The organism is Streptomyces sp. NPDC047880 (assembly GCF_040706515.1).
Lineage (GTDB): Bacteria > Actinomycetota > Actinomycetes > Streptomycetales > Streptomycetaceae > Streptomyces.
This window is the reverse complement of sequence record NZ_JBEZOK010000047.1, coordinates 1-21,011: the sequence shown is the minus strand read 5'-3', so window position 1 is coordinate 21,011 and position 21,011 is coordinate 1. Positions and strand designations below refer to the sequence as shown.

12 protein-coding genes are annotated in these 21,011 nt (G+C 71.0%); 8 read left to right on the top strand and 4 right to left on the bottom strand.

Going from position 1 to position 21,011, the window contains the following annotated elements:
• Positions 1-6,722: amino acid adenylation domain-containing protein (locus tag AB0937_RS38145; RefSeq protein ID WP_366718757.1), on the bottom strand; the 6,722-nt coding region annotated here is incomplete at its 3' end.
• 508 nt (positions 6,723-7,230) lie between these two features.
• Here AB0937_RS38145 and AB0937_RS38140 point away from each other — a divergent pair.
• Entirely contained in the window at positions 7,231-8,550 is a 1,320-nt protein-coding gene (locus AB0937_RS38140) for a helix-turn-helix domain-containing protein (protein WP_366718755.1), read from the top strand.
• A gap of 46 nt (positions 8,551-8,596) precedes the next feature.
• Here the strand turns inward: AB0937_RS38140 and AB0937_RS38135 are convergent, their stop codons facing one another.
• Complete coding sequence (locus AB0937_RS38135) at positions 8,597-11,293, bottom strand: non-ribosomal peptide synthetase (RefSeq protein WP_366718753.1); 2,697 nt, start codon at positions 11,291-11,293, stop codon at positions 8,597-8,599.
• A gap of 260 nt (positions 11,294-11,553) precedes the next feature.
• Here AB0937_RS38135 and AB0937_RS38130 point away from each other — a divergent pair, with 260 nt between their 5' ends.
• Both AB0937_RS38130 and AB0937_RS38125 read left to right on the top strand, forming a co-directional pair.
• Complete coding sequence (locus AB0937_RS38130) at positions 11,554-12,321, top strand: FkbM family methyltransferase (RefSeq protein ID WP_366718751.1); 768 nt, start codon at positions 11,554-11,556, stop codon at positions 12,319-12,321.
• 1 nt (position 12,322) lies between these two features.
• Positions 12,323-13,183, top strand: coding sequence for an alpha/beta fold hydrolase (locus AB0937_RS38125; protein WP_366718749.1), 861 nt, complete (start codon positions 12,323-12,325; stop codon positions 13,181-13,183).
• Positions 13,184-13,285: 102 nt separating this feature from the next.
• Here the strand turns inward: AB0937_RS38125 and AB0937_RS38120 are convergent, their stop codons facing one another.
• Positions 13,286-13,498 (bottom strand): MbtH family protein, encoded by a 213-nt coding sequence (locus AB0937_RS38120; RefSeq protein ID WP_361123665.1) that lies wholly within the window; start codon positions 13,496-13,498, stop codon positions 13,286-13,288.
• Between the two features lie 338 nt (positions 13,499-13,836).
• On the opposite strand from AB0937_RS38120, the gene AB0937_RS38115 reads away from it, so the two are divergent.
• The 3 genes from AB0937_RS38115 to AB0937_RS38105 are packed head-to-tail and all read left to right on the top strand — an operon-like array spanning position 13,837 to position 16,358.
• A complete protein-coding gene (locus tag AB0937_RS38115) occupies positions 13,837-14,871 on the top strand; it encodes a beta-ketoacyl-ACP synthase III (RefSeq protein ID WP_366718746.1) in 1,035 nt (344 codons plus the stop codon).
• Between the two features lie 15 nt (positions 14,872-14,886).
• The gene (locus AB0937_RS38110) at positions 14,887-15,123 is read left to right on the top strand and encodes an acyl carrier protein (RefSeq protein WP_366718744.1); all 237 of its coding nucleotides are present in this window, start codon (positions 14,887-14,889) and stop codon (positions 15,121-15,123) included.
• Complete coding sequence (locus tag AB0937_RS38105) at positions 15,120-16,358, top strand: beta-ketoacyl-[acyl-carrier-protein] synthase family protein (protein ID WP_366718742.1); 1,239 nt, start codon at positions 15,120-15,122, stop codon at positions 16,356-16,358. Before AB0937_RS38110 ends, AB0937_RS38105 begins: the two co-directional genes overlap by 4 nt.
• Positions 16,359-16,576: 218 nt before the next feature.
• Here the strand turns inward: AB0937_RS38105 and AB0937_RS38100 are convergent, their stop codons facing one another.
• Complete coding sequence (locus AB0937_RS38100) at positions 16,577-17,650, bottom strand: transcriptional regulator (protein ID WP_366718740.1); 1,074 nt, start codon at positions 17,648-17,650, stop codon at positions 16,577-16,579.
• 492 nt (positions 17,651-18,142) lie between these two features.
• Between AB0937_RS38100 and AB0937_RS38095 the strand changes: the two genes are divergently transcribed.
• Positions 18,143-18,589 (top strand): cold shock domain-containing protein, encoded by a 447-nt coding sequence (locus AB0937_RS38095; protein ID WP_366718738.1) that lies wholly within the window; start codon positions 18,143-18,145, stop codon positions 18,587-18,589.
• Between the two features lie 401 nt (positions 18,590-18,990).
• Positions 18,991-20,958 carry an ABC transporter ATP-binding protein gene (locus tag AB0937_RS38090; protein WP_366718736.1) on the top strand — a complete coding sequence of 656 codons (1,968 nt, stop codon included), beginning with the start codon at positions 18,991-18,993 and terminating at the stop codon, positions 20,956-20,958.
• Positions 20,959-21,011 lie beyond the last annotated feature (53 nt).

Here is a 21,011-nt window from a genome sequence, read left to right as displayed (position 1 = left end):
CCCGCCAACGCCTCACGCCAGAACCCCACCTGACGCGACATCAAACTGCCCGCGTCCTCCTCCGACCCCAGCAACTCCCGCTGCCACAACGCATAATCCGCATACTGCACCGGCAACGCATCCCACCCGGGCTCCCGACCCTCACACCGCGCCGCGTACGCCACCGACACATCCCGCGCCAGCGGACCCATCGACCAGCCGTCACCGGCGATGTGGTGCACCACCAGCACCAGCACGTGCTCGTCGCGGCCCACCCCGAACAACCATGCGCGTACGGGCGTCTCGACGGACAGGTCGAAGGCGTAGCCGGCGGCTCGGGTCATCGCCGCCGTCAGGTCGCCCGGGGCGATCTCACCGGACGGAAGGTCGGGAGCCGGTTCGATCGTCGGCAGGTCGATCACCGGTTCGGTCAGTGACAGATCGCCGAGGTCGAGCGGGCGGCCGTCTCGCTGTGGCTGCTCCCCCTGCCGCACTTCGACCACGCTGAGGTCCCAGTCGAGCTCGTCGACGGGAACGATCTGCTGGTAGGGCTCCCCGTCGGCCACGGGGAACACCGTCCGCAGCACTTCGTGCCGCCCGATGACGTCCGTCAGCGCCTGGGCGAGGGCCTGCCGGTCCAGCTCCCCTGTGAGGCGTACGACGACCGGGCTGTTGTAGGTCTGGCTGGGGCCCTCCAGCTGACCGATGAACCACAGCCGGCGCTGCCCGTACGACAGGGGCAGCCGCTCCGGCCTTCGCCTCTCGGCCAATGCCGCACGGGCCGCACCCGCTCCGGCCAGTCCTGCGGCCACACCGGCCGGAGTCGGGGCGTCGAAGAGCGTCCTGATCTCCATCTCCACGCCGAGTACGGTGCGGATCCGGCTCACGAGTCGCGTGGCCAGCAGCGAATGCCCGCCCAGCTCGAAGAAGTCGTCGTCGACGCCGACGCTCTCCAGGCCCAGGACCTCGGCGAACGCGCCGCAGAGGATCTCCTCCCGGAGATCGGCCGGTCCGCGGCGCGATCGTGCGGCCGCCGCGGCGTAGTCGGGGGCCGGCAGGGCCGAGCGGTCGAGCTTGCCGTTGCCGGTCAGCGGCAGCGTCTCCAGGACCACCACCGCCGCCGGCACCATGTGCTCCGGCAGCCGTTCACCGGCGTACGCGCGCAGTGAGGCGGCGAGGGCCGTGCGATCGGTGTCCTCGTCATCGGTGACGACGTACGCGACCAGGCGCACCTCCCCGGGGATGTCCTCCCGGGCGACGACCGCTGCTCGGCTGGTCTGCGGGTGGGCGTCCAGTACCGCCTGGACCTCACCTGGCTCGAGGCGGAAGCCGCGGATCTTGGTCTGTTCGTCGACCCGGCCGGCGAAGACGACCTGGCCGTCAGGGGTCCAGCGGGCGCGGTCCCCCGTGCGGTACATCCGCTCGCCGCCGGCGAACGGGCATGCCACGAAGCGTTCGGCGGTCAGCCCCGGCTGCCCCGTGTAGCCGCGCGCCAGTTGCGCGCCTGCGACGTACAGCTCCCCCACCACGCCCGGTGGGACCGGCTCCAGCGTGGCGTCCAGTACGTACAGCCGGGTGTTGGCCGTCGGGGTGCCCACCGGTATCACTCCGGAGGCCGCCTGGTCCGGGGTCAGGCGGGTGGTGGCGACGCCGATCGTCGTCTCCGTGGGCCCGTAGTGGTTGAAGACGGCCCGGTCGCCGGCCGTGGCCAGGAGGTCGCCCACGAGAGCGGGCGAGGCCGCTTCACCGCCGAGGACCAGTGCCCGGGCGGGCAGTGCGCCGTCGGGGCCGAGCGCGGCCACGTGTGAGGGGACTGCCTTCAGGAAGTCGATCCGGTGCTCCGCGAGGTATGCCGCGACGGCGATCGGGTCGGTGACCGTCTCGGCGTCCAGGACGTGGAGTTCGCCTCCTGTGGTCAGGGACGCGAACACCACGGTGTTCCCCAGGTCCGTGGCCTGCGCCTGGAGTACCGCGTAGCGGCCGCCCGGCGTGCCGAAGCCCACCCGGGCCGGCACCGAGGTCACATAGTTGGCCAGAGCACCGTGGGTGACGGCCACACCCTTGGGGCGCCCGGTCGACCCCGACGTGTACATCACGTAGGCCACCTGTTGCGCCCACAGGTCGACGTCGGGTGCCGTGTGGGGCGCGGAGGTGAGCTGGGCCGCCACCATGATGCCGTCCACCGCGACCAGACGGTGCCGTCCCGCCGGGAGTTCCTCCAGGATCTCCTCCGTGGTCAGCGTCAGCACGGCGCGGCTGTCGCCGAGCATGAACGCGATCCGTTCCGCGGGCTGGCCGGGGTCGATCGGCAGGTAGGCCGCGCCCGCCTTCCACACCGCCAGCATTCCGGTGACGGTCTCCACGCCCCGCGGCAGGCACAGGCCCACCACCGAGTCCGTGCCCACGCCCTGGGCCCGCAGGTAGTGCGCCAGCCGGTTCGCCCTTCCGTCCAGTTCCGCGTACGACACCGAACCGCCGGACGAGACGACGGCCGTGGCGTCCGCCGTCCGCGCCGCCTGCGCTGCGAACAGCTCGGGCACCAGCTCGCCCGCCGACTCGGTCGCCGTGTCGTTCCACGCGGTCAGGACCTGAGCGCGTTCGGCCGCTGACAGCACCCCGACCTGGCTCAGTCGCGTCTCGGGAGCCGTGACCAGTTCCTCGAGCGCACGGACGAACCGGTCCGCGATCCGCTGGGCGGCACCCTCGTCGAACAGGTCCACCGCCGCGGTCAGCGCGCCCCGGATGCCGGCCGGTGCCCCCGCGTCGTCGAACGCCTCACCCGCCATGACGTCCAGGTCGAACTTGGCCGCGGGCCGGGCGGTCGACATCATCTCCGCGCGCAGCCCCGGCAGTTCCATCAGCCCGTCGGCGATGTCGTTCATGGTGAGGACGACTTGGAAGAGGGGGTGGCGGGCGAGGGAACGCTGCGGAGCCAGCTCCTCCACCAGCCGCTCGAACGGCACGTCCTGATGCTCGAAGGCCCCCAGGCCCGCTTCCCGCACGCGGCGCAGCACCTCGGTGAACGCCGGGTCACCGGACAGGTCGGTGCGCAGCACCAGGGTGTTGACGAAGCAGCCGACCAGGTCGTCGAGCGCCTCGTCGGTGCGCCCCGCCACCGCCGACCCGATGGGGATGTCCACGCCTGCTCCCAGGCGGGACAGCAGTACCGCCAGGGCGCCGTGCAGCACCATGAACGGTGTCACGCCCTCCGCGCGGGCCAGGTCCAGCAGGCGCGCGTGCACCTCTGCGGAGACGCCGAAGGCGGCCGTGCGTCCGCGGTGAGTCGCCACCGCCGGGCGTGGCCGGTCCGCCGGCAGGTGCAGCTCCTCCGGCGCGCCCGCGAGTGCGTCACGCCAGTACGCCACCTGGCGCGACAGCAGGCTCCTCGGGTCACCGTCCGATCCCAGCAACTCCCTCTGCCACAGGGCGTAGTCGGCGTACTGCACGGGCAGCTCGTCCCACCCGGGTGCCCGGCCCTCGCAGCGCGCCGAGTAGGCCGTGGAGATGTCCCGGGCCAGCGGTCCCATGGACCAGCCGTCACCGGCGATGTGGTGCACCAGCACCACCAGCACGTGCTCGTCCGGGCGGTCGGTGTGGAACAGCCAGGCCCTCACGGGGACTTCTGCCGACAGGTCGAAGACATGGCCGGCGGCTCCCACGACGGCACCCGCCAGCTCCGAGAGGGTCCCCTCGGCGGACGCGGCCAGTCCGGGCAGGTCGGTCATCTGTGAGAGTTGCTCGTAGGCGCGGCCGGAATCCCGGACGGTGACCTCCGTCAGCTCCCAGTCGAGGTCCCCCATGCCGAGGACCGCCTGGTACGGCTCTCCGTCCTCGGACGGCAGGATCGTGCGGAGCGCCTCGTGGCGGTCCAGCACGTCACGCATGGCGGCGTTCAGGGCCGCGGAGTCCAGCCGGCCGGACAGCCTCAGCACGATCGGGGTGTTGTAGGTGGCGCTGGGGCCCTCCAGCCGGCTCAGGAACCACAGCCGGCGCTGCGCGAACGACAGCGGCACCCGCTCGGGGCGTTCCCGTCGGGCGAGCACCACGCGAGCCTGGTCCGCGCCCGCCAGTCTGTCCGCGAGTCCCGCGACGGTCGGCGTCTCGAACACGGCCCGCATCGGCAGTTCGACGTTCAGCATGCTGCGGATGCGGCTGACGAGCTGTGTCGCCAGCAGTGAATGGCCGCCCAGGTCGAAGAAGTCGTCGGCGGCGTCCACGCTCTCCAGGTCCAGGACCTCGGCGAACAGCGCGCACAGGGCCTCTTCACGGGCGTGGGCCGAGTCTCGTCCCGTGTCCGCGCCCGTGGGCTGCTCGGGTGCAGGCGGGTTCTGTCCGAACTGTTCCGCCTCGGCTACCCGGGCGGGGAACTCCAGCTCACCACCGGTGGTCCAGCGCACCCGCATGCCGGCCCGGTACATGCGCGACCCGTCCGCCGCGAACGGGTCGGCGACGAACCGCTCCGCCGTCGCCCCGGCCCGGCCCAGGACCCCGCGCGCCACCCCGGCACCGGCCAGGTACAGCTCACCCGGTACGCCCGGCGCGACGGGGCGGAGCCCGGCGTCGAGCACGTAGACCCGGTTGTTCGCGACCGGTCGCCCGCGCCGGACCGAGCCGTCCCGCGCTTCGCCGGTGCCCGCCGTCTCGTGGACGCAGCAGGCCACCAGCGCGTCGGCGCCGGTGCCGTCGCTCCCCCACCGGGGCGGGGCGTCGCCGCTGTCCGGCACCTCGGCCCCGGTCGTCGTCGACGCCAGCAGCGCGCTCAGCAGGGTCCCGTCGACCGGTGCCGCCGCCTGCGGAGGTACGCCGGCCCCGTTCGCCGTCGCATACGCGTCCGCCGCCCACGCGACATAGTTGGCCAGCGCGCCATGGGTGATCCCCACGCACGCCGGGTGTCCCGTCGCGTCCGTCGCGGGGATCACCTGTGCGAGGGTCCGGCTCGGGACACGGAGGCCCAACGGCCCGGTGCGCGGCCCGTCCAGCGGTTCCGTCAGTGACGGATCGTCCAGGGCGACCGCTCGTACCCGGCTCGACGGCGGAACCGGCGGCCGGTCGCCCGGGCCGGTGAGGACGAGTTCCGTGCCGGTGTCGGCGAGCAGCCGGGCGACTTGCCCGGCCGGCAGGGCCGGGTCGACCGGCAGTGTGGCGCCGCCGGCCTTCCATACCGCCAGGGTCGCCACGATCGTGTCCGTGCCGCGTGACGTGCACAGCCCGACCACGGACTCCGGGCCCACCCCCTGCTCGGCCAGATGGCGCGCCAGCCGATCGGCCCGCCCGTCCAGCTCGGCGACGGACATGCCGGTGCCTCCGGCGATCGCGTCCGGCGTGCGGGCCGCCCGCGCCTCCCACAGCTGCGCCGGCGACGGCTCCGTCACCGCCTCGGAGACCGTGTCGTTCCACTCGACGAGGACGCGCGCCCGCTCCTGCTCCGACAGGACGTCGATCCGGCCGAGGGGGTCGGTGTGCTCGGCAGTGGCGAGGCTCTGCAGGATCCGGCGGAAGCGGGGGCAGATCTGCTCTTCCGGCTCCAGGTCGCGCGCGCCGCGGTGCACGTCGACGTCCATCTGGAGGCCGGTGCCGTCCAGCCGGTCGTAGACGTCGAAGCTCAGTGTGTCGATGGGGCCGTTGGCGAGGTTGCGGGTGGTCGCCGTGCAGTCGCCGAAGCCGAGCCGGTAGTCGAACGACATGACGTTGACGATCAGGTCGCAGAGCGGAACGCCACCGAGGAGCTTCAGGTCGCGCAGCATGTCCTCGTAGCGGTAGCGCTGGTGCCGGGTCGCGGCACGCACCTGTGCGGTGATCTGCCGCAGGAGGTTCCCCACCGTGGTCGACGCGCCGACGGAGACCCGGATGGGGAGGATGTTCGACGTCATGCCGGGGACCGCGAGCGCCCGGCGTCCGGAACGCCCGACGACGGGGACCCCGACGACGATGTCCCGCGCGTCGGTCGTGCGGTGGTGGTAGAGGGCAGCGGCGGCGATCGTCAGACCGGCCAGGGTGGTCCTCAGCCGCCGCGCGCCCCGCTTGAGGCCGGCGCTGTCCTCGGCGTCGATCTCGCCCCGGTGCCGTACCGGCGTCCGGGGGAGCTGCCGGGGCCTGTGTCCCTCGGACCGTCTCGTGTGCGGGAGGTCCGACAGCGCGCCCGTCCAGTACGCCCTGTCCTCCGCCAGGGCCGGGGAAGAACGGTAGGCGCGGTCCTCGTCCAGGAGTACCGCGATCGGCTCCATGGTCCGGTCCTGCCGAGGATCGCGGCCTTCCGCGAGGGCCGTGTAGTTGTGCGCCAGCCGGTCGGCGAACAGCCGGCCGCTGTGTCCGTCCATCACGAGGTGGTGAGCGCAGTGCATCCAGTAGTGGCGGTCCGGGCCGACCTTGATCACGGCATAGCGGGTGAGAGGCCCGTCGAGGACGTCCATCGGCAGGCGCATCCGGCCCAGCATCCACGCCTCGGCGGCCGCGCGGGGATCGGGCTCCGCGGTGAGGTCCAGGATCTCGACGGGGTGGTCGTCCGCGTCACCGAGGTGCTGTCGCGGAACGCCGTCCACCAGCCGGAAGCGCAGCCGCGCCGTCTCGGCGTCGTCCATCGTGCGGCGCAGGGCTCGAGTGAGCAGGTCCACGTCGAGGGGGCCGCGTATCTCCACGTACTCGCCGACGTTGTAGACCGGGTTCTCGGGGTCGAGTTGCTGCGCGTACCAGACAGCGAGCTGACCGGCCGTGAGTTCCCGGTGTCCACCAACAGTTGCAGCCATCCCTGCACACCCCAACCGATCCGAATCATCGACTGGAGCAGCGAAGAGCAGCCGCCGTCGAGGCATGCTGAATTACCGTCCAGTCCTCAATGACAAAGCTGCGAGGGGATGCTGTTCAGCACCCCCCCCGGGTACTGCGCCCGGAATTCCCCACCATGCGGTCGGGAATTCCGCCGAGTGCGACGTGCTCGTCCCTTCCGGCCGTCGGCGGGGCGAATCAGGACACGGACATGATCGGCGCGGCCACTCGCCCAGTGACCGGTAGCCGGCTGCCTGGCCACGGCGCGCCCCATGGTGGCAGTACCTCTCGAAGACGGTCCAGGTCGGCGCTCCGCGTGTTCAACTGAGTCGGCGCCTCACTTGAACGGCTGCCGGTCCGATGGGGGCGTGCTCCCGCTGACACCGGAAGTCGTGCTTGCGTACGGTAGGGCGGATGAGCCGTGCCCAATAGCACAGAGAGCGGGGGGCATTGAGCGTCGATCGCATATCGAAGACACCGTTCGGTTCCGTGTTGCGAAGCGCGCGAAAGCGGGCGGGTATGACACAGGGGCAGCTCGCCGAGATCTCGACGGTGAGTATCCGCGCCATTCGCGACCTCGAACTCGACCGTACCGGCAGCCCGCGTCTGCAGACCGTCCGGTTGCTGGCCGATGCCCTGCGGTTGAACGGAGCACGGCGTGCGGAACTGGAAGCCGCCGCCGGGCCTACGGCGGTGCGGTCGCTCCACGACGACCTGCCGGCACCCCCGGCTCCCCTGTCCCCGCCCCTTGCCCGCGAGGAGGAGACGTCCTCGCTCATCGGACTGCTGCGGTCCACCGGTCACCGGCTGGTCCGGGTGGTGGGCGCGCCCGGGGTGGGCAAGACGACGCTGGTCCAGTACGTCGCGAGCGAACTGCACCGGACCCGGCTCGTTCCGGTGATCTTCCTGGAGCGTCCTGAGGCGCTGCCCGGCAGCAGCCCGCACGGTTGTGCGCGCCGGCTGGTGAGCCGCGTCGCGGACGTGGTCGGCTGTGCCGCCACGGTGGACGAGGTGGCCGGCCACCTCGCCGCGGATGACGCCCTCCTCGTCGTCGACGACCGTGACCTCGACGACCGGGATCACCGGGACCTGCGGGCGCTGCTGCGGCTCTGCCGCAGTCTGCGGGTGCTGATGGAGTCCTGCGACGTCGCGCCGGGACGCGCCGGGGAGATCACCTTCACGCTCTTCCCCCTCGATGTCCCGGAATGGGACTCCCGCACAGGCGATGCGGCACGCGCCGTCGACTCCCCCGTGACGCGGTACATGCTGTCGCGCTGCGCCCTGCTCTACCCGGCGGCGGTGTCGTCCCCGGAGACAGTGGTCGCGATCGCCGGCGTCTGCTGGCTTCTCGACGGGATTCCGTCGGCGCTCGAGTCGGCCGCCTCCTGGCTGCTCATCTACGAGCCCACGGAACTCCTGCGCATGGCGCAGGCGTCCCCGGCACGGCTGGTGATGTCTCCGTCCCGGACCGATGTCCCGCTCATCGTGTGGATGCGTGACGTCCTCGCGTCGCTTCCGCCGTTCCAGCTCGACGCCCTGCGCAGGCTGGTCGACTCGCGGCCCTGGACGGTGAGCGACGCCGTCACGCTGCTCGCCGGTTCCGTCACGGATGCGGAGAGCGCCGTGCACGCGTTGCGCACACGCGGTCTCGTACGCCGCGTCGCGTCCTCGCACGGGAACGCGCAGCGGTTCGTGGTGCTCAACCTGGTGCGCCACCTCGTGCACTCCGAGCTCGCACCTTCCTCCCCTCCCTGCGGTGTGACCGTCTCCTGGGGCGGGCTTCGTGACGTCCAGCCGCTGACGTCGTGAGCGGCGCCGGCCGCCGGCGGGGACCGCCGGGGCCGTGCGCCGCCTGTCAGCGGTCCGCCGCCTTGAGGGCCGCCACCACCTGGCGGATGGTCGGGTTGCGGTAGAACTCGCGCAGGCGGAGGGTGGGAATCCCCTCGGCCCGCATCGCCGCGGAGCTCTTCACCGCGGCCATGGAGTTCCCGCCGGCCTCGAAGAAGTCGTCGTCGAGACCGACCGGGAAGCCCAGGAGCCGTGACCACAACTCCTGGAGCCGGGTGGCCAGTTCGTCGTCCGCCGTCGGGGTGGCGTCATCGGCGGCCCTCGTGGTGATCTCGGGGGAAGGCAGACGCGCGACATCCACCTTGCCGCTCGTCGTCAACGGCAGGGCGTCCACCTCGGTCACCGTGGCCGGAACCATGTAGTCGGGCAGGACGGCGGCGGCGTGTTCGCGAACGCCCCGCACATCACCGCCGTCCAGCACGACGTAGGCGTCGAGGCGCAGAGCGGACGAGCCGCCCCCGGCCGTGGAGCCCACGACGACCGCTGCGGCCCGCACGGCTTCGTTCTCCAGCAACACCGTGCGGATCTCGTCCAGTTCGATCCGGAACCCCCGTATCTTCACCTGGTTGTCCAGGCGTCCCAGGTGTTCCAGTGCACCGTCCGGCCGCAGCCGTCCCCGGTCGCCGCTGCGGTACATGCGGCCGCCGTGGTACGGGTCGGGCAGGAACCGTTCGGCGGTCAGGTCCGGCCGGCCGACGTAGCCGTGGGCGACGCCGGCGCCACCGACGCAGATCTCGCCCGCGACACCGGGCGGCAGCAGCCGCCCCTCGGGGTCCAGCACGTAGACGTGCCATCCGGGCAGCGGTGCGCCCACCGAGCGCGTCGCGCCGAGCGCCAGGTCACGCGTCACGGTCTGCGCCGTGACGTGCACGGTGGTCTCGGTGATGCCGAACATGTTCACCACCCGGCACCGGTCGTCGGGGTACGCGTCGAACCACGGCAGCAGCATCCTGGCGTCCAGTGGTTCACCGCCCAGGATCACCAGCCGCACGGCGAGGCCCGCGTAGTCGACGGACAAGAGGTTGGCGAGGGCCGAGGGCGTCTGGCTGAGCACCGTGACCCCGTGGGCGATCATGAGGTCGCGGAACCGGTCGGGTTCGCGTGAGGTGAGGTGCGGCACGACCACCAGGCGGCCGCCGGTCAGCAGACAGCCCCACATCTCCCACACCGAGAAGTCGAAGGCGCTCGAGTGGAAGAACGTCCACACGTCCGACGCCCCCAGGCCGAAGTCGGCGCGGGTCGCCTGCACCAGACTCAGCACGTTGCCGTGGGGTACGGCGACGCCCTTGGGCCGCCCAGTGGAACCGGACGTGTAGATCACGTAGGCGGTGTCATCGTCCCCCCTGCCGTGCTGTGCGCCGGGCGCGTGGTCGTCCTCGAGCAGCCGGTCAGGGGTCGCCAGGCGGTTCTCGCCCTGTTGCGGGAGGTCGGGGCGGCGGGTCACCAGCAGGTGTGCCGCCGAGGTCTCCATCATGTGGCCGACCCGTTCAGCCGGGTACGCGGGGTCGGCCGGGACGTAGACGGCGCCGGCCTTGAGCACGCCGAGCAGCACGGCGACCAGTTCCGCCGACCGGTCCAGACAGACTCCGACACGGTCCCCGGGGCGGATCCCGCGCGCGCGCAGACCCGCCGCGAACATGTCCGCCAGGTCGTCGAGTTGCGCGTAGGTGAGCCGCACGTCGTCGTCGCAGACCGCGACGGCATCGGGAGCGGAGGCCACGACCCGGGCGAATGCCCCGTGCACGGTTTCCGCCGGGACAGGCGGCGCGGGCAGGGAACTGCCCAGGCGCACGATGCGGTCGCGTTCCTCGTCGTCGAACAGCTCGACGTCGGCGGCAGGAGTCCGCGGTGCCGTCGACGACCGCCCGTACACATGGGCCACGTGCCGGGCCAGTTGCGCACCGGTCGTGGGACCGGCGTGACTCAGCAGGTGGTCGCAGCGCAGCCACAGCCTGCGGTCCGCACGGCGGACGAGGGAGAACGTCAGGGGGAACACCGGCGCGAGTGAGGGGAGGTAGGCCTCGCCCTCGCGCAGCGGTTCCCCGTCGCCGCCGGGCAGTGTGCCGGCCACCACCGGAGCGTCCACGCACGGATGCGGCTGCCGGTACACCTCGTCGAGGGTGCCGTTCACCCGTACGGCCACGGCGCCCTCGTCGGAGCCGAGGACGATCTCATCGGTGCCGTCGTCCGCGTAGCGTCGCAGCGTCACGGCCAGAGCGGTGCGCAGTCTCATGTCGTCGGCCGGCGCACCGGACGGCAGGGCCGCCCAGGCCGTGGCGGACCGGTCGCCGTCACCCTCGCCGAATCCCCAGCCGGGAGGGGCGCCGTTCCGGGTCGTGGGCGTGCCCACGGGGCTGTCGGCGATGCGCTTGAACTCCGCCCTCACCGCCTCCTGGTCCCCGTCGGCCAGCTCGGAGACCAGGCGCCGCAGTCCGGCCGTGTCCAGCACGGCGCGGGGGGCCACGACGACCAGGTCGGCCGATCCGTCCGGATGGCGGAGCAGCAGCGCGTGCACTCCGTCTCCCACTCGCGCCGCTTCCCCGCACCACACGTCCGGGGCGCCGGGGTCTCCCATCACCGGAGGTACGTCCACGACGCGGAGGTCCGGCACGTCGCCGACGCCCGGGAAACGCTCCCTCAGGAGTTCTGCCTGGGCGGGATCACCCAGGCGGAGCCGGACGGCGTGCTGCTGTGCCCTCACCATGGGTGCGCTCCTTAGCGTCGCCGAATCACCCGAGTACGGTACGAGGCCCCGCGCACGCTGAACGGCAGTTCGGGCGGCGACTCGTAGGCAGCGCGCATACCGCCCTTTCCCCGGTGGTGCGGCCCGGTGCCCGGGGAAACTGCCTCAGGGATCGCCTCCCGTACTGCCGGTGCCGGAGTCGGCGGGACCCTAATCTCGGTGCGATGACAGCAGGTGGAGGAACTCCCACGGCTCCGGTCAGGAGAAAGCTCCCGAACGGGATGCACGTCTTCAGTCTCAACGGCAACGAGACGGATTACCTGTACGGCGAGATCTTCGACGACGAGTCCTACGTCCCACCGCAGGGCTGGCGCATGTCCGAGAAGCCGGTGGTTCTCGATGTCGGCGCCAACATAGGGCTGTTCACGCTCTTCGCGACGCAGCGGTGGCCCGACGCGCAAGTGTTCTCCTTCGAACCGGCACCCGACGTCTTCGACGCCCTCCGGCGGAACACGGGCCACCTTCCCGGTGTGCGCGTCCACAATCTGGCCCTGGGTGACGAGGACCAGTCGCGCGAGCTCACCTACTACCCGAACTACAGTATGATGTCGGGCTTCGACGCCGACCCGGCGGTCGACAGGGTGCTCGCCTCGGCGTTCATCACCAGTGCCGCCGACTCGCTAGACGAGGAGCTCCGGGATGAGTTCATCCAGGAGGCGAAGGATCTGGTGGAGGACAGCCTCGACGAACGGCGCCTGGTGCGCTGTGACGTGCGGCGCGTGGAGACGTTCGCCGGGCAGGCCGGCATCGACCGGGTCGACTTCCTCAAGGTCGACGTGGAGGGCTTCGAACTCCGGGTGCTGCGGGGCATCGGCGACCGTCTGTGGCCGGGGATCGCCAACGCCGCCGTGGAGGTCGCCGATCGGGGCGGGGCGCTCGATGCGGTGGTCTCGCTCCTGCAGAGCCAGGGCATGACCACCTTCGTCCGGCAGGCGGCGGAGTACCGCACCACTGATCTGCACACCGTCTTCGCATGGCGGGTGGCCTGAGATGACGGATGTTTCTCCCGCACCCGCAGCCACACCCGCACCGCCACCGGTACCGGCACCACCACCAGCACCGGACCCGCGGGCCCTGCTGTCCGCCAAGCGGTGGGTCGTCCGTCCCAGGCGGAACGAGGATCCGGGCATCAGGGTGTTCTGCTTCCCGCACGCGGGCGCCGGGGCGGCCGCGTTCACCCCGTGGGCGAGGCGCCTGCTGCCCGAGGCCGAACTGTGCGCCGTGCGCTACCCGGGGCGGGAGAACCGGATCGACGAGCGGCCTTTCGACGACCTCCACCAGCTGGTGGACGCGCTCGAACCCGTGGTCGCGCCGCTGACCGACCGGCCTTTCGTGTTCCTCGGGCACTGCTCCGGCAGCGTCGTCGCGCTGGAACTGGCCCGCCGCATCCGCGAGGCACGGGAGCGGCTTCCTGCCGCGCTGTTCGTCTCCTCCATCGCGGGGCCCGTCCGGCACTCCTCGGAGTCGATCCATCTGCTGCCGCGGGAGGCGTTCTTCGAACGTGTCGCGCGCTACGGCGGGATCGACACGTCCGTGCTCGACGACCCCGAGATCATGGACGTCTTCGAGCCGACGCTCCGCGCCGACTTCCGTATCGCCGAGGAGGGAGCGCCCCGGCAGGCGACACCCCTAGACGTGCCGATCACGGCGGTGGGCGGCCGGCACGATCCCTTCGTGAGCTTCGAGGACCTGGCGGCCTGGCGCGAGGAGACGAGCACCGCGTTCTCCCTCCATCACATCGACGCCGGTCACTTCGTCCTGGACCAGACGATGGAGCGGATGGCGGACACCCTGCCCGCCCTCCTGCGGCAGGCCGGCGCGGCCGTACCCCCGCCTCACCCGGCGGACTGAAAGACCGCCCAGCAGCACGACTCGGCGGCAAGGCGGCGCACACATGCCTGTGCCCTCGGCCCGACGTGGACGTCGGGCCGAGGGCACAGGCCTTTCGAATGCCTACTTCTTCTCCATGGCCTCGATCAGACTCTTGGGACGCATATCGGTCCAGGCCCTCTCGATGTAGTCGAGGCATTCCGTGCGGCCCGCCTCACCGAACACCGTCTTCCAGCCGTCCGGCACATCCACGAAGACCGGCCAGAGGGAGTGCTGTCCCTCCTCATTGACCAAGACATAGTAGTTGGCATCGGGGTCGTCGAATGGATTCGTCACCACGCCGTCCCTTCCGAGGTAGTCACATCAGCCGGCCGGTCAGGGCCATCCCCCGATCAGCAACGGTTGGAGGCTAATCAATCAGCGGCAGCACCACACCCATCGTTCAACTGCGCCGCCGCACCAGTTGAACAACTCACCCCTTCTCACCTGCGATTTCACAGCAGTGATCACCTCTGGAAGGTGATGCCGAAATTCCGTTCCGGCGATCAGTGAAGACCATTTCCGGCCACGGTTGTGCCCGGATCCGGAAATGGATACCGTCGCCGGACGATTCACATCACCTCATGCCACGGAACTGCCGTGCCGATCGTGCACGCACTTCGGGAGGCGGCTGTATGAGCGCGTCACGCCTCGACATCGGTGCCCGGATGGATTCCGAACCCCGGGCCGCGGCCGTGATCTCCGGACTGGGAGCCTGCCTTCCGTCGAGAGCGGTCCACAACACCTCATTGGCGGAAGGCCTGGACACCAGTGACGAATGGATTCGCACCCGTACCGGAATCCGGTCCCGCCGACGCATCGACCCGGGGCTGTCGGTGCTCGACCTGGCCTGCGAGGCCGCCGGAAACGCACTGCGGTCGGCAGGGACCGACACCGTCGACGGCCTCGTCTTCGCCACGACGACACCGGAGCGCCCCTGCCCCTCCGCGGCCCCCGAGATCGCGTCCCGCACGGGACTGGGGCATGTCCTCGCGTTCGACGTCTCAGCCGTCTGCAGCGGGTTCCTGTACGCGCTGACGACGGCCGGTGCACTGATCACTGCCGGGACCGTGGACAGCGTCCTGGTCGTGGCGGCGGAGACGTACTCACGCATCGTCGACCCGGCGGACCGGTCCACGGCCGTCCTCTTCGGCGACGGGGCCGGGGCGGTCGTGCTGCGCTCCGGTGCGACCGGCGAACCCGGGGCGCTCCTCGCCCACGACCTGGGCAGCGACGGCACGGGCGCGGACCTGATCCGGATCCCCGGCGCCCGCGAACAGGGCACCGGGCAGCGCTGGTTCACCATGTCCGGGCGGAAGGTGTATCTGCAGGCCGTCGACCGCATGGCGGAGTCGGCCCGCCGAGTCATGAAGGACTGCGGCTGGAGCCCCGGAGCCCTCGGCATGCTCGTACCGCACCAGGCGAACGCACGCATCATCGAGGCCTTGGCCGGCCGGCTCGGACTCCCGCCGGAACGCGTGCTCTGCGTACTCGCGCACACCGGCAACACCGCGGCCGCCTCCATCCCGCTGGCCCTGGCCGGCGCGGTGGCCGGCCACCGGCTGAAACCCGGGGCCCGCACCGTGCTGACCGCCTTCGGCGGCGGCCTCAGCTGGGCCTCCACGGGACTGATCTGGCCACATCTGACCGCCGTCACCTCAGAGGTCTGAAAGAAGGAGCCATCTGTGTTCATCGACTACCTCACCACCCTCCTCGGCACCGTCTACAAGGTCCCCGGAGTCATCGACCCCGACAAGTCGTTCACGGAACTGGATGTGGACTCGCTGTCTCTGGCGGAGCTCGGCGCGCATCTGGAGGAGGAACTCGGCGTGACGGTCGAGGAGGAGGAGCTGACCGGTTCCACCACCGTGACCGAGCTGGCGGGGCTGCTGGACGCTCGTGGGGCGGTCGTACCGGCATGAACGGACGAAGACAGCAGCACCCGGATGTGGTGATCACGGGTCTCGGGATCGTGTCGCCCGCCGGTACGGACACGGCGACGGCGTGGAAGGCGGCCTGTGCCGGGCTGCCCACGGCGGCTCCCGACGCCCGGCTCGACGGCATGGCCGTCGATTTCAGCTGCGCGGTGTCGGCGTTCGACACGGACGCGGTCCTGGGGACCGATGCGCGCCGGATGGATCCGTTCACGCAGTACGCCGTCGCAGCGGCCCGCGAAGCCGTGGCGGACGCGGCGGCGGACGGCGGGCACTGGGACCCGGCCAGGGTCGGGGTGTTGATCGGTACCGCCGTCGGCGGCCTGGAAACCTGGCTGGAGCAGTCGGCGCGGCTGCGGAACACGGGGCCGCGTGCGGTCAATCCGCTGACCGTCCCCAAGGCCATCGGGAACATGGCCGCGGCCACGGTGGCCCTGGACCTCGGCCTGCACGGGCCCACGCTCGCCGTGTCCACCGCGTGCGCGTCGGGCACCACGGCGCTGGGTTTCGCCCTCGACCTGTTGCGCGCCGGCCGCTGCGACGTCGTACTGGCCGGTGGCACGGACGCCGCTGTCACCCCGCTCCTGTCCGGCGCCTTCGACCGGCTCAAGGCGCTGTCCCGGCGCCGCGACGAACCGTCGTCGGCCTCCCGGCCGTTCGACCGGCAGCGTGACGGCTTCGTACTGGCGGAAGGGGCCGCGGTGCTCGTGCTGGAGCGCGCGGCGGACGCGCGGGCCCGTGGCCGACGCCCGTACGCGACGCTCCTCGGGTACGGCGAGTCCACGGACGCCCACCACCTCACCTCGCCCGATCCGGACGGGAAGGGCGCGCGGCTCGCCATGCGGAGCGCGATGGCGGACGCCGGGGTGGCCGCGTCGGACGTGGCACTGGTCAACGCACATGCGACGGGCACGCCGCTGGGCGACGCCATCGAGGCACGCCTCATCCACGACGTCTTCGGCCCGCACACGGCGGTCACCTCCACGAAGGGAGTGACGGGGCACATGCTGGGAGCGGGCGGCGCCGCAGAGGCGGTGTTCACGGCCTTGTCCGTCGAACAGGGTGTCGTGCCGCCCACCGCCAACTTCGTTGAGCCGGGGGCCGACATCGCCGACCTCGACATCGTGCACGGCGGTCCGAGGTCCGCCCCGGTCACCGTGGCGGTGAGCAACTCGTTCGGCTTCGGCGGGCACAACGCCGTCGTCGTCCTCGGGCGCGCCTGAGCGAGGCGCACGAGGAGACGGGGCGTCCGCGGCGCACAAGGAGTGTGGGGTGTTCGCCGCGCAGGGGGTCAGGGTTGTTCGTCGCGCAGGGGAGCCAGGGGGTAGCTCGCCACTCAGGAGGCCCGCCAAGAGGTGTCGCCGCCCCCACGAGGGCACGTCAGAGCACGTCAGGACTCGTCAGGTCTCGTAGGGACTCCCGCACCGGTTCCCGCGCGTCCTCACTCAGCGCTCTCGTCGAGTTCCTGCGCGACCTCCAGCCAGGTCTCGGCGTACTGGCGGGCGAGGTCGACGACGAGGTCCCCGCAGTGCGACGGCACCGCGGCGGCCAGCCTGGACCAGCCCCGCTCCTCGATGGCGTTGCGCTGAAGTACCCGGAACAGGCGCCGGTCCTCCTCCCTGTGCCGCAGCGAAGGATCGCTGAGCAACCTGTCGAGCAGGGCGGCGGGATCGGGGACCGGCAGCCGGCTGCCCCGCGCCGGCTGCCGTGGTCCCTCCGGCGTGGCGGGCCCGGGCAGGATCGGCTTCACCGCGTCGGTTTCCGGCCGCTCGTCGGCGGGCGGTGCCGGCTGCGACGTCTGCTCCGGGACGGGCGGCTCACCGGCCAGGAGTCGTCTGCGGACGTCGCTCACCGTCGCGGGCGAGACTCCGGCGAGCCTCGCGATCTCACGCAACGACGCCTGCGGGCGCTCGGCGATCAGCCTGGCGGCCCGCTCGCGGCCCTCGGCGCTGTTGAGGGGGCGCACTTTGCCGTCCCGGCCGATGCGTGCGCTCAACTGGGCATTCCCGCCTGCCGAGTTGCGCCGGATGGCGGCGACCGTCTTGGCTCCCAGGCCCGCGACCCGGGCGATCGCCCGGTCCGACATCGCAGGGTGCGAGGCGATGATGCGCTCGGTCGCGGCCCGGCGGTCCTCCTTCGACAGCGGGAGGCCGTGGGTCACGTTCGCCTCGACGGCCCGCAGGAACGCCTCCTCGGCGGTGCCGTCGAAGAACTCGACGAGGATGGTCGCCTCGCCCTTGCGGAAGGCGGCCGCCAGCCGGTGCATCCCGTCGATCACGCGCATGCTGCGCCGGTCCACCAGGATGGGAGGGAGCGGGGTCTCCACCGCCGCCAACCGGGCCACGTGCTCCGCGGCCTGGCCTTCGAGACGCGGGGAGTCCGCGGGAAGGAGCGAAGCGACCGGAACGGACGTGACCCCGCGCACGGCCGGCGCGGGAGCCGCGGCGGGCCAGGCCGAGTCGTCTCTGTCTCCGGAGGATTCTGGATACCTCGAGTCGACAGCGCTACGCTTCATTTCCCGCTCCCCCACTGACGAAACGTCTTGTTCTTGACGACGACTTTCGGCAGAAAATCTGCGACCGCCGGGCAGTGAGGGAAATGCGGACTCAATGCTGTCGAACTCGCGACCAGTACACCGGCAGCGGTTTCATCAACTCACCGCCACTCCTCCAGAACGCCCGAAACTGCATTCGAACCTACATCCGGCGTGCGGTTCCGGCAACTGGCCAAGACCAATCCGCCGACGCCGCGAGAAGGCGTTCAAGTGCGGCACGGCGGCGGTTGAACGCCCTGTTCGACCGCCGTTCCAGGCCTCCGTCCAGGCCTCCGTCCAGGCCTCCGTCCTGGGCTGTGTCCAGGTCTCCGTCCAGGTCGCGGATGAGCGACCGACGGCGGGCCCGTGAGGACGGCCCGCCGGTGCGCTCGCCTCCACGGGCGCCCCTGTCCTATCTTCTGCAGCATGACGCTGATCCGGGCAAGGGGCCCGGTGGGCAAGGGGTTGGTGGGCATGGTTACCGGTCGTGTGGTGCGGTTCGACAGTGTGCGGGGTTTTGGTTTCATCGCTCCCGATCACGGAGGGGACGACGTCTTCCTGCACGTGAACGATCTCCTGATCCCCGAGCACTATCTCCGCTCGGGCCTCTCGGTCCAGTTCGAGGTGGAGGAGGGTGACCGCGGACTCAAGGCCTCGGCGGTCCGGCTGGTGGACGGGGCCGACGCCAAGTCTCCGGCCTTCCAGACGCCCGTCGGCGCCGCCGCGGCCCTGGCGTCGGAGCCGGCCAGGCAGGCGGACGGTGACGACTCCCTGTGCGACGTGCTCGCCGCGAACGAGTACCTGCACGAGGTGACCGAGGTGCTCCTGTCGACCGCTCCGTCACTGACAGGGGATCAGATCGTGCAGATCCGAGCGGGATTGCTCCAGTCCGCCAAGAACCACGGCTGGACCGAGGGCTGATCGAAGGTGCCCGGGGGGAGCTCCAACTCCCCCCGTCTCACCCGCCACTTACTACCCGCCGGCCTCTTCGGGGCCCTCACGCGCGTGACGCCATTCCGCGCCTCCCAAAAAAGCGCCGCGATCTCTGTCTCCGAGTTCGGCACCCTGCCCGGAGTGTTGGCCGAGCAGCCCGCAAAGGGCCGGATGAGCGGTCCGTCCGGTATTGATCGGGGCGACCGTGCAATGCATCGTGGATGCCACGGTTTTCTCTTCATGGAATGCTGCGACGGCGATTCAGCACACCGCAGAATTCCGGTCCTGGTCGCCGGATGTTGACCCGATGTCTTCTCTCCACCCGATGTGGCGATGCGAGAAGAACAGAGAGCGAGGCAGTTTCCGTGACCGTGCTAAACCGCCCGTCCATGGGCCCGATACGGCTGCGGCCGGGCGACGAGTCGATCCAGCGCCAGCAGGTCAGACCGGGAACGGTACGGCGAATCCTCCCGTACGCCCGGCCATACCGCTGGCAGGTCGCGCTGTTGCTGACCGTGACCGCCGTCGACGCCTGCATCGCGGCCGCCAGTCCGCTGATCCTCAAGTACATCATCGATCACGGCATCCTGCCCGGGCACCTCCACGTCGTCGTGTGGCTCAGCCTGGCGCTGGCAGGGCTCGCCCTGGTGAGCGCCGGGGTCGTCTACGTCCAGAGCCGCTGCTCGGGCCGGGTGGGTGAAGGAGTCGTCTACGAACTGCGCACCCAGGTGTTCGCACATGTGCAGCAGCAGCCACTGGCGTTCTTCACCCGCACGCAGACCGGCAAGCTGATCAGCAGGCTGAACACGGACGTCGCCGGCGCCCGGCAGGCCGTGACCACCCTGCTCACCCAGGCCGTCTCCACGGTTCTGACCCTGGTCCTGGTCCTCGGCGCGATGTTCTACCTCTCCTGGCAGATCACCGTGGCGGCTCTGGTGATGATTCCGCTGTTCCTGATCCCCGCACGTCTGCTGACGCGTCGTATGCAGCGCATCACCAGATCGCTGATGGAGCAGGACGCCGAGATGAGCTCGATGATGACCGAGCGCTTCAACGTGTCGGGCGCCATGCTGGCCAAACTGTACGGGCGCCCCCAGGACGAGGAGGAGCTGTTCGCCGGCAAGGCCGCCCAAGTCCGCGATCTCGCGGTCAAGTTGGTCGTCTGGGGTCGGCTGCTGCCCATCATCGTCACCATTCTCACGACGTTCACCACGGCCCTGGTCTACGGCCTGGGCGGCGCCCTCACCATCGACGGTGCCATCGAGTTCGGCACGCTCGTGGCGATGGTGGCCCTGCTGATGCGGCTGTACGGCCCGGTCAACGAACTGTCGACCATGCAGGCGACCGCCACGGTCGCCCTGGTCAGCTTCGACCGGGTCTTCGAGGTTCTCGATCTCAAGCCGCTGATCACCGAGCGCCCCGGCGCCAAGGCGCTGCGCCTCGAAGCCGGCGCCGAGGGCGGCAAGGGGCAGCCTGCGTCCGCGCCGGACATCGAGTTCGAAGCGGTTTCCTTCCGGTACCCCAGCGCCGACGAGGTGTCGATGGCGTCGCTGGAGGCCGCCGCGAGCCGCAAGCACGAACGGTCGGACGCGGTCCCCCAGGAGATCCTCCACGAGCTGAGCTTCCGCGCTCCGGCCGGGAAACTCACCGCGCTGGTCGGCCCGTCGGGGGCCGGCAAGACGACCATCACCCAGCTGGTGCCCCGTATGTACGATCCGAACGCGGGCACCGTCCGCATCGGCGGCCACGACATCCGCGAACTGACCCTCGCCTCACTGCGCGAGAACGTCGGTGTCGTCACTCAGGAGTCCCACCTCTTCCACGACACCCTCCGCGCCAACCTGGCCTACGCCCGTCCTGGGGCCGACGAATCGGAGCTGATCGAGGCGTGCAGGGCGGCGCTGATGTGGGACACCATCAGCGCGCTCCCCGAGGGCCTCGACACGGTCGTCGGTGACCGGGGCTACCGGCTCTCCGGCGGCGAGAAGCAGCGGATAGCGCTGGCCCGGTTGCTGCTCAAGGCTCCGCCGATCGTCGTGCTCGACGAGGCGACCGCCCATCTGGACTCGGAGTCGGAGGCGGCGATCCAGCAGGCGCTCAAGACCGCCCTCGCCGGCCGCACCTCGCTGGTGATCGCCCACCGGCTGTCCACCATCCGTGAGGCCGACCAGATCCTGGTCGTCGAGGACGGACGGATCTGCGAGAGCGGCACCCACGACGAACTGCTGGCGGAGGCAGGACTCTACGCCGATCTCTACCACACGCAGTTCTCCCACCAGGCGACCGAGCACAAGCGCGTCAGCCGCCGGCCGTCACCGTCCGCGGTGATCGCGGGAAGCACGCAGTCAGGGTCCTGACCGGCCCCGTCCCGTCGAACGTCGAGGTGGGGGGCCGCCGGGGGGGGCGCCCC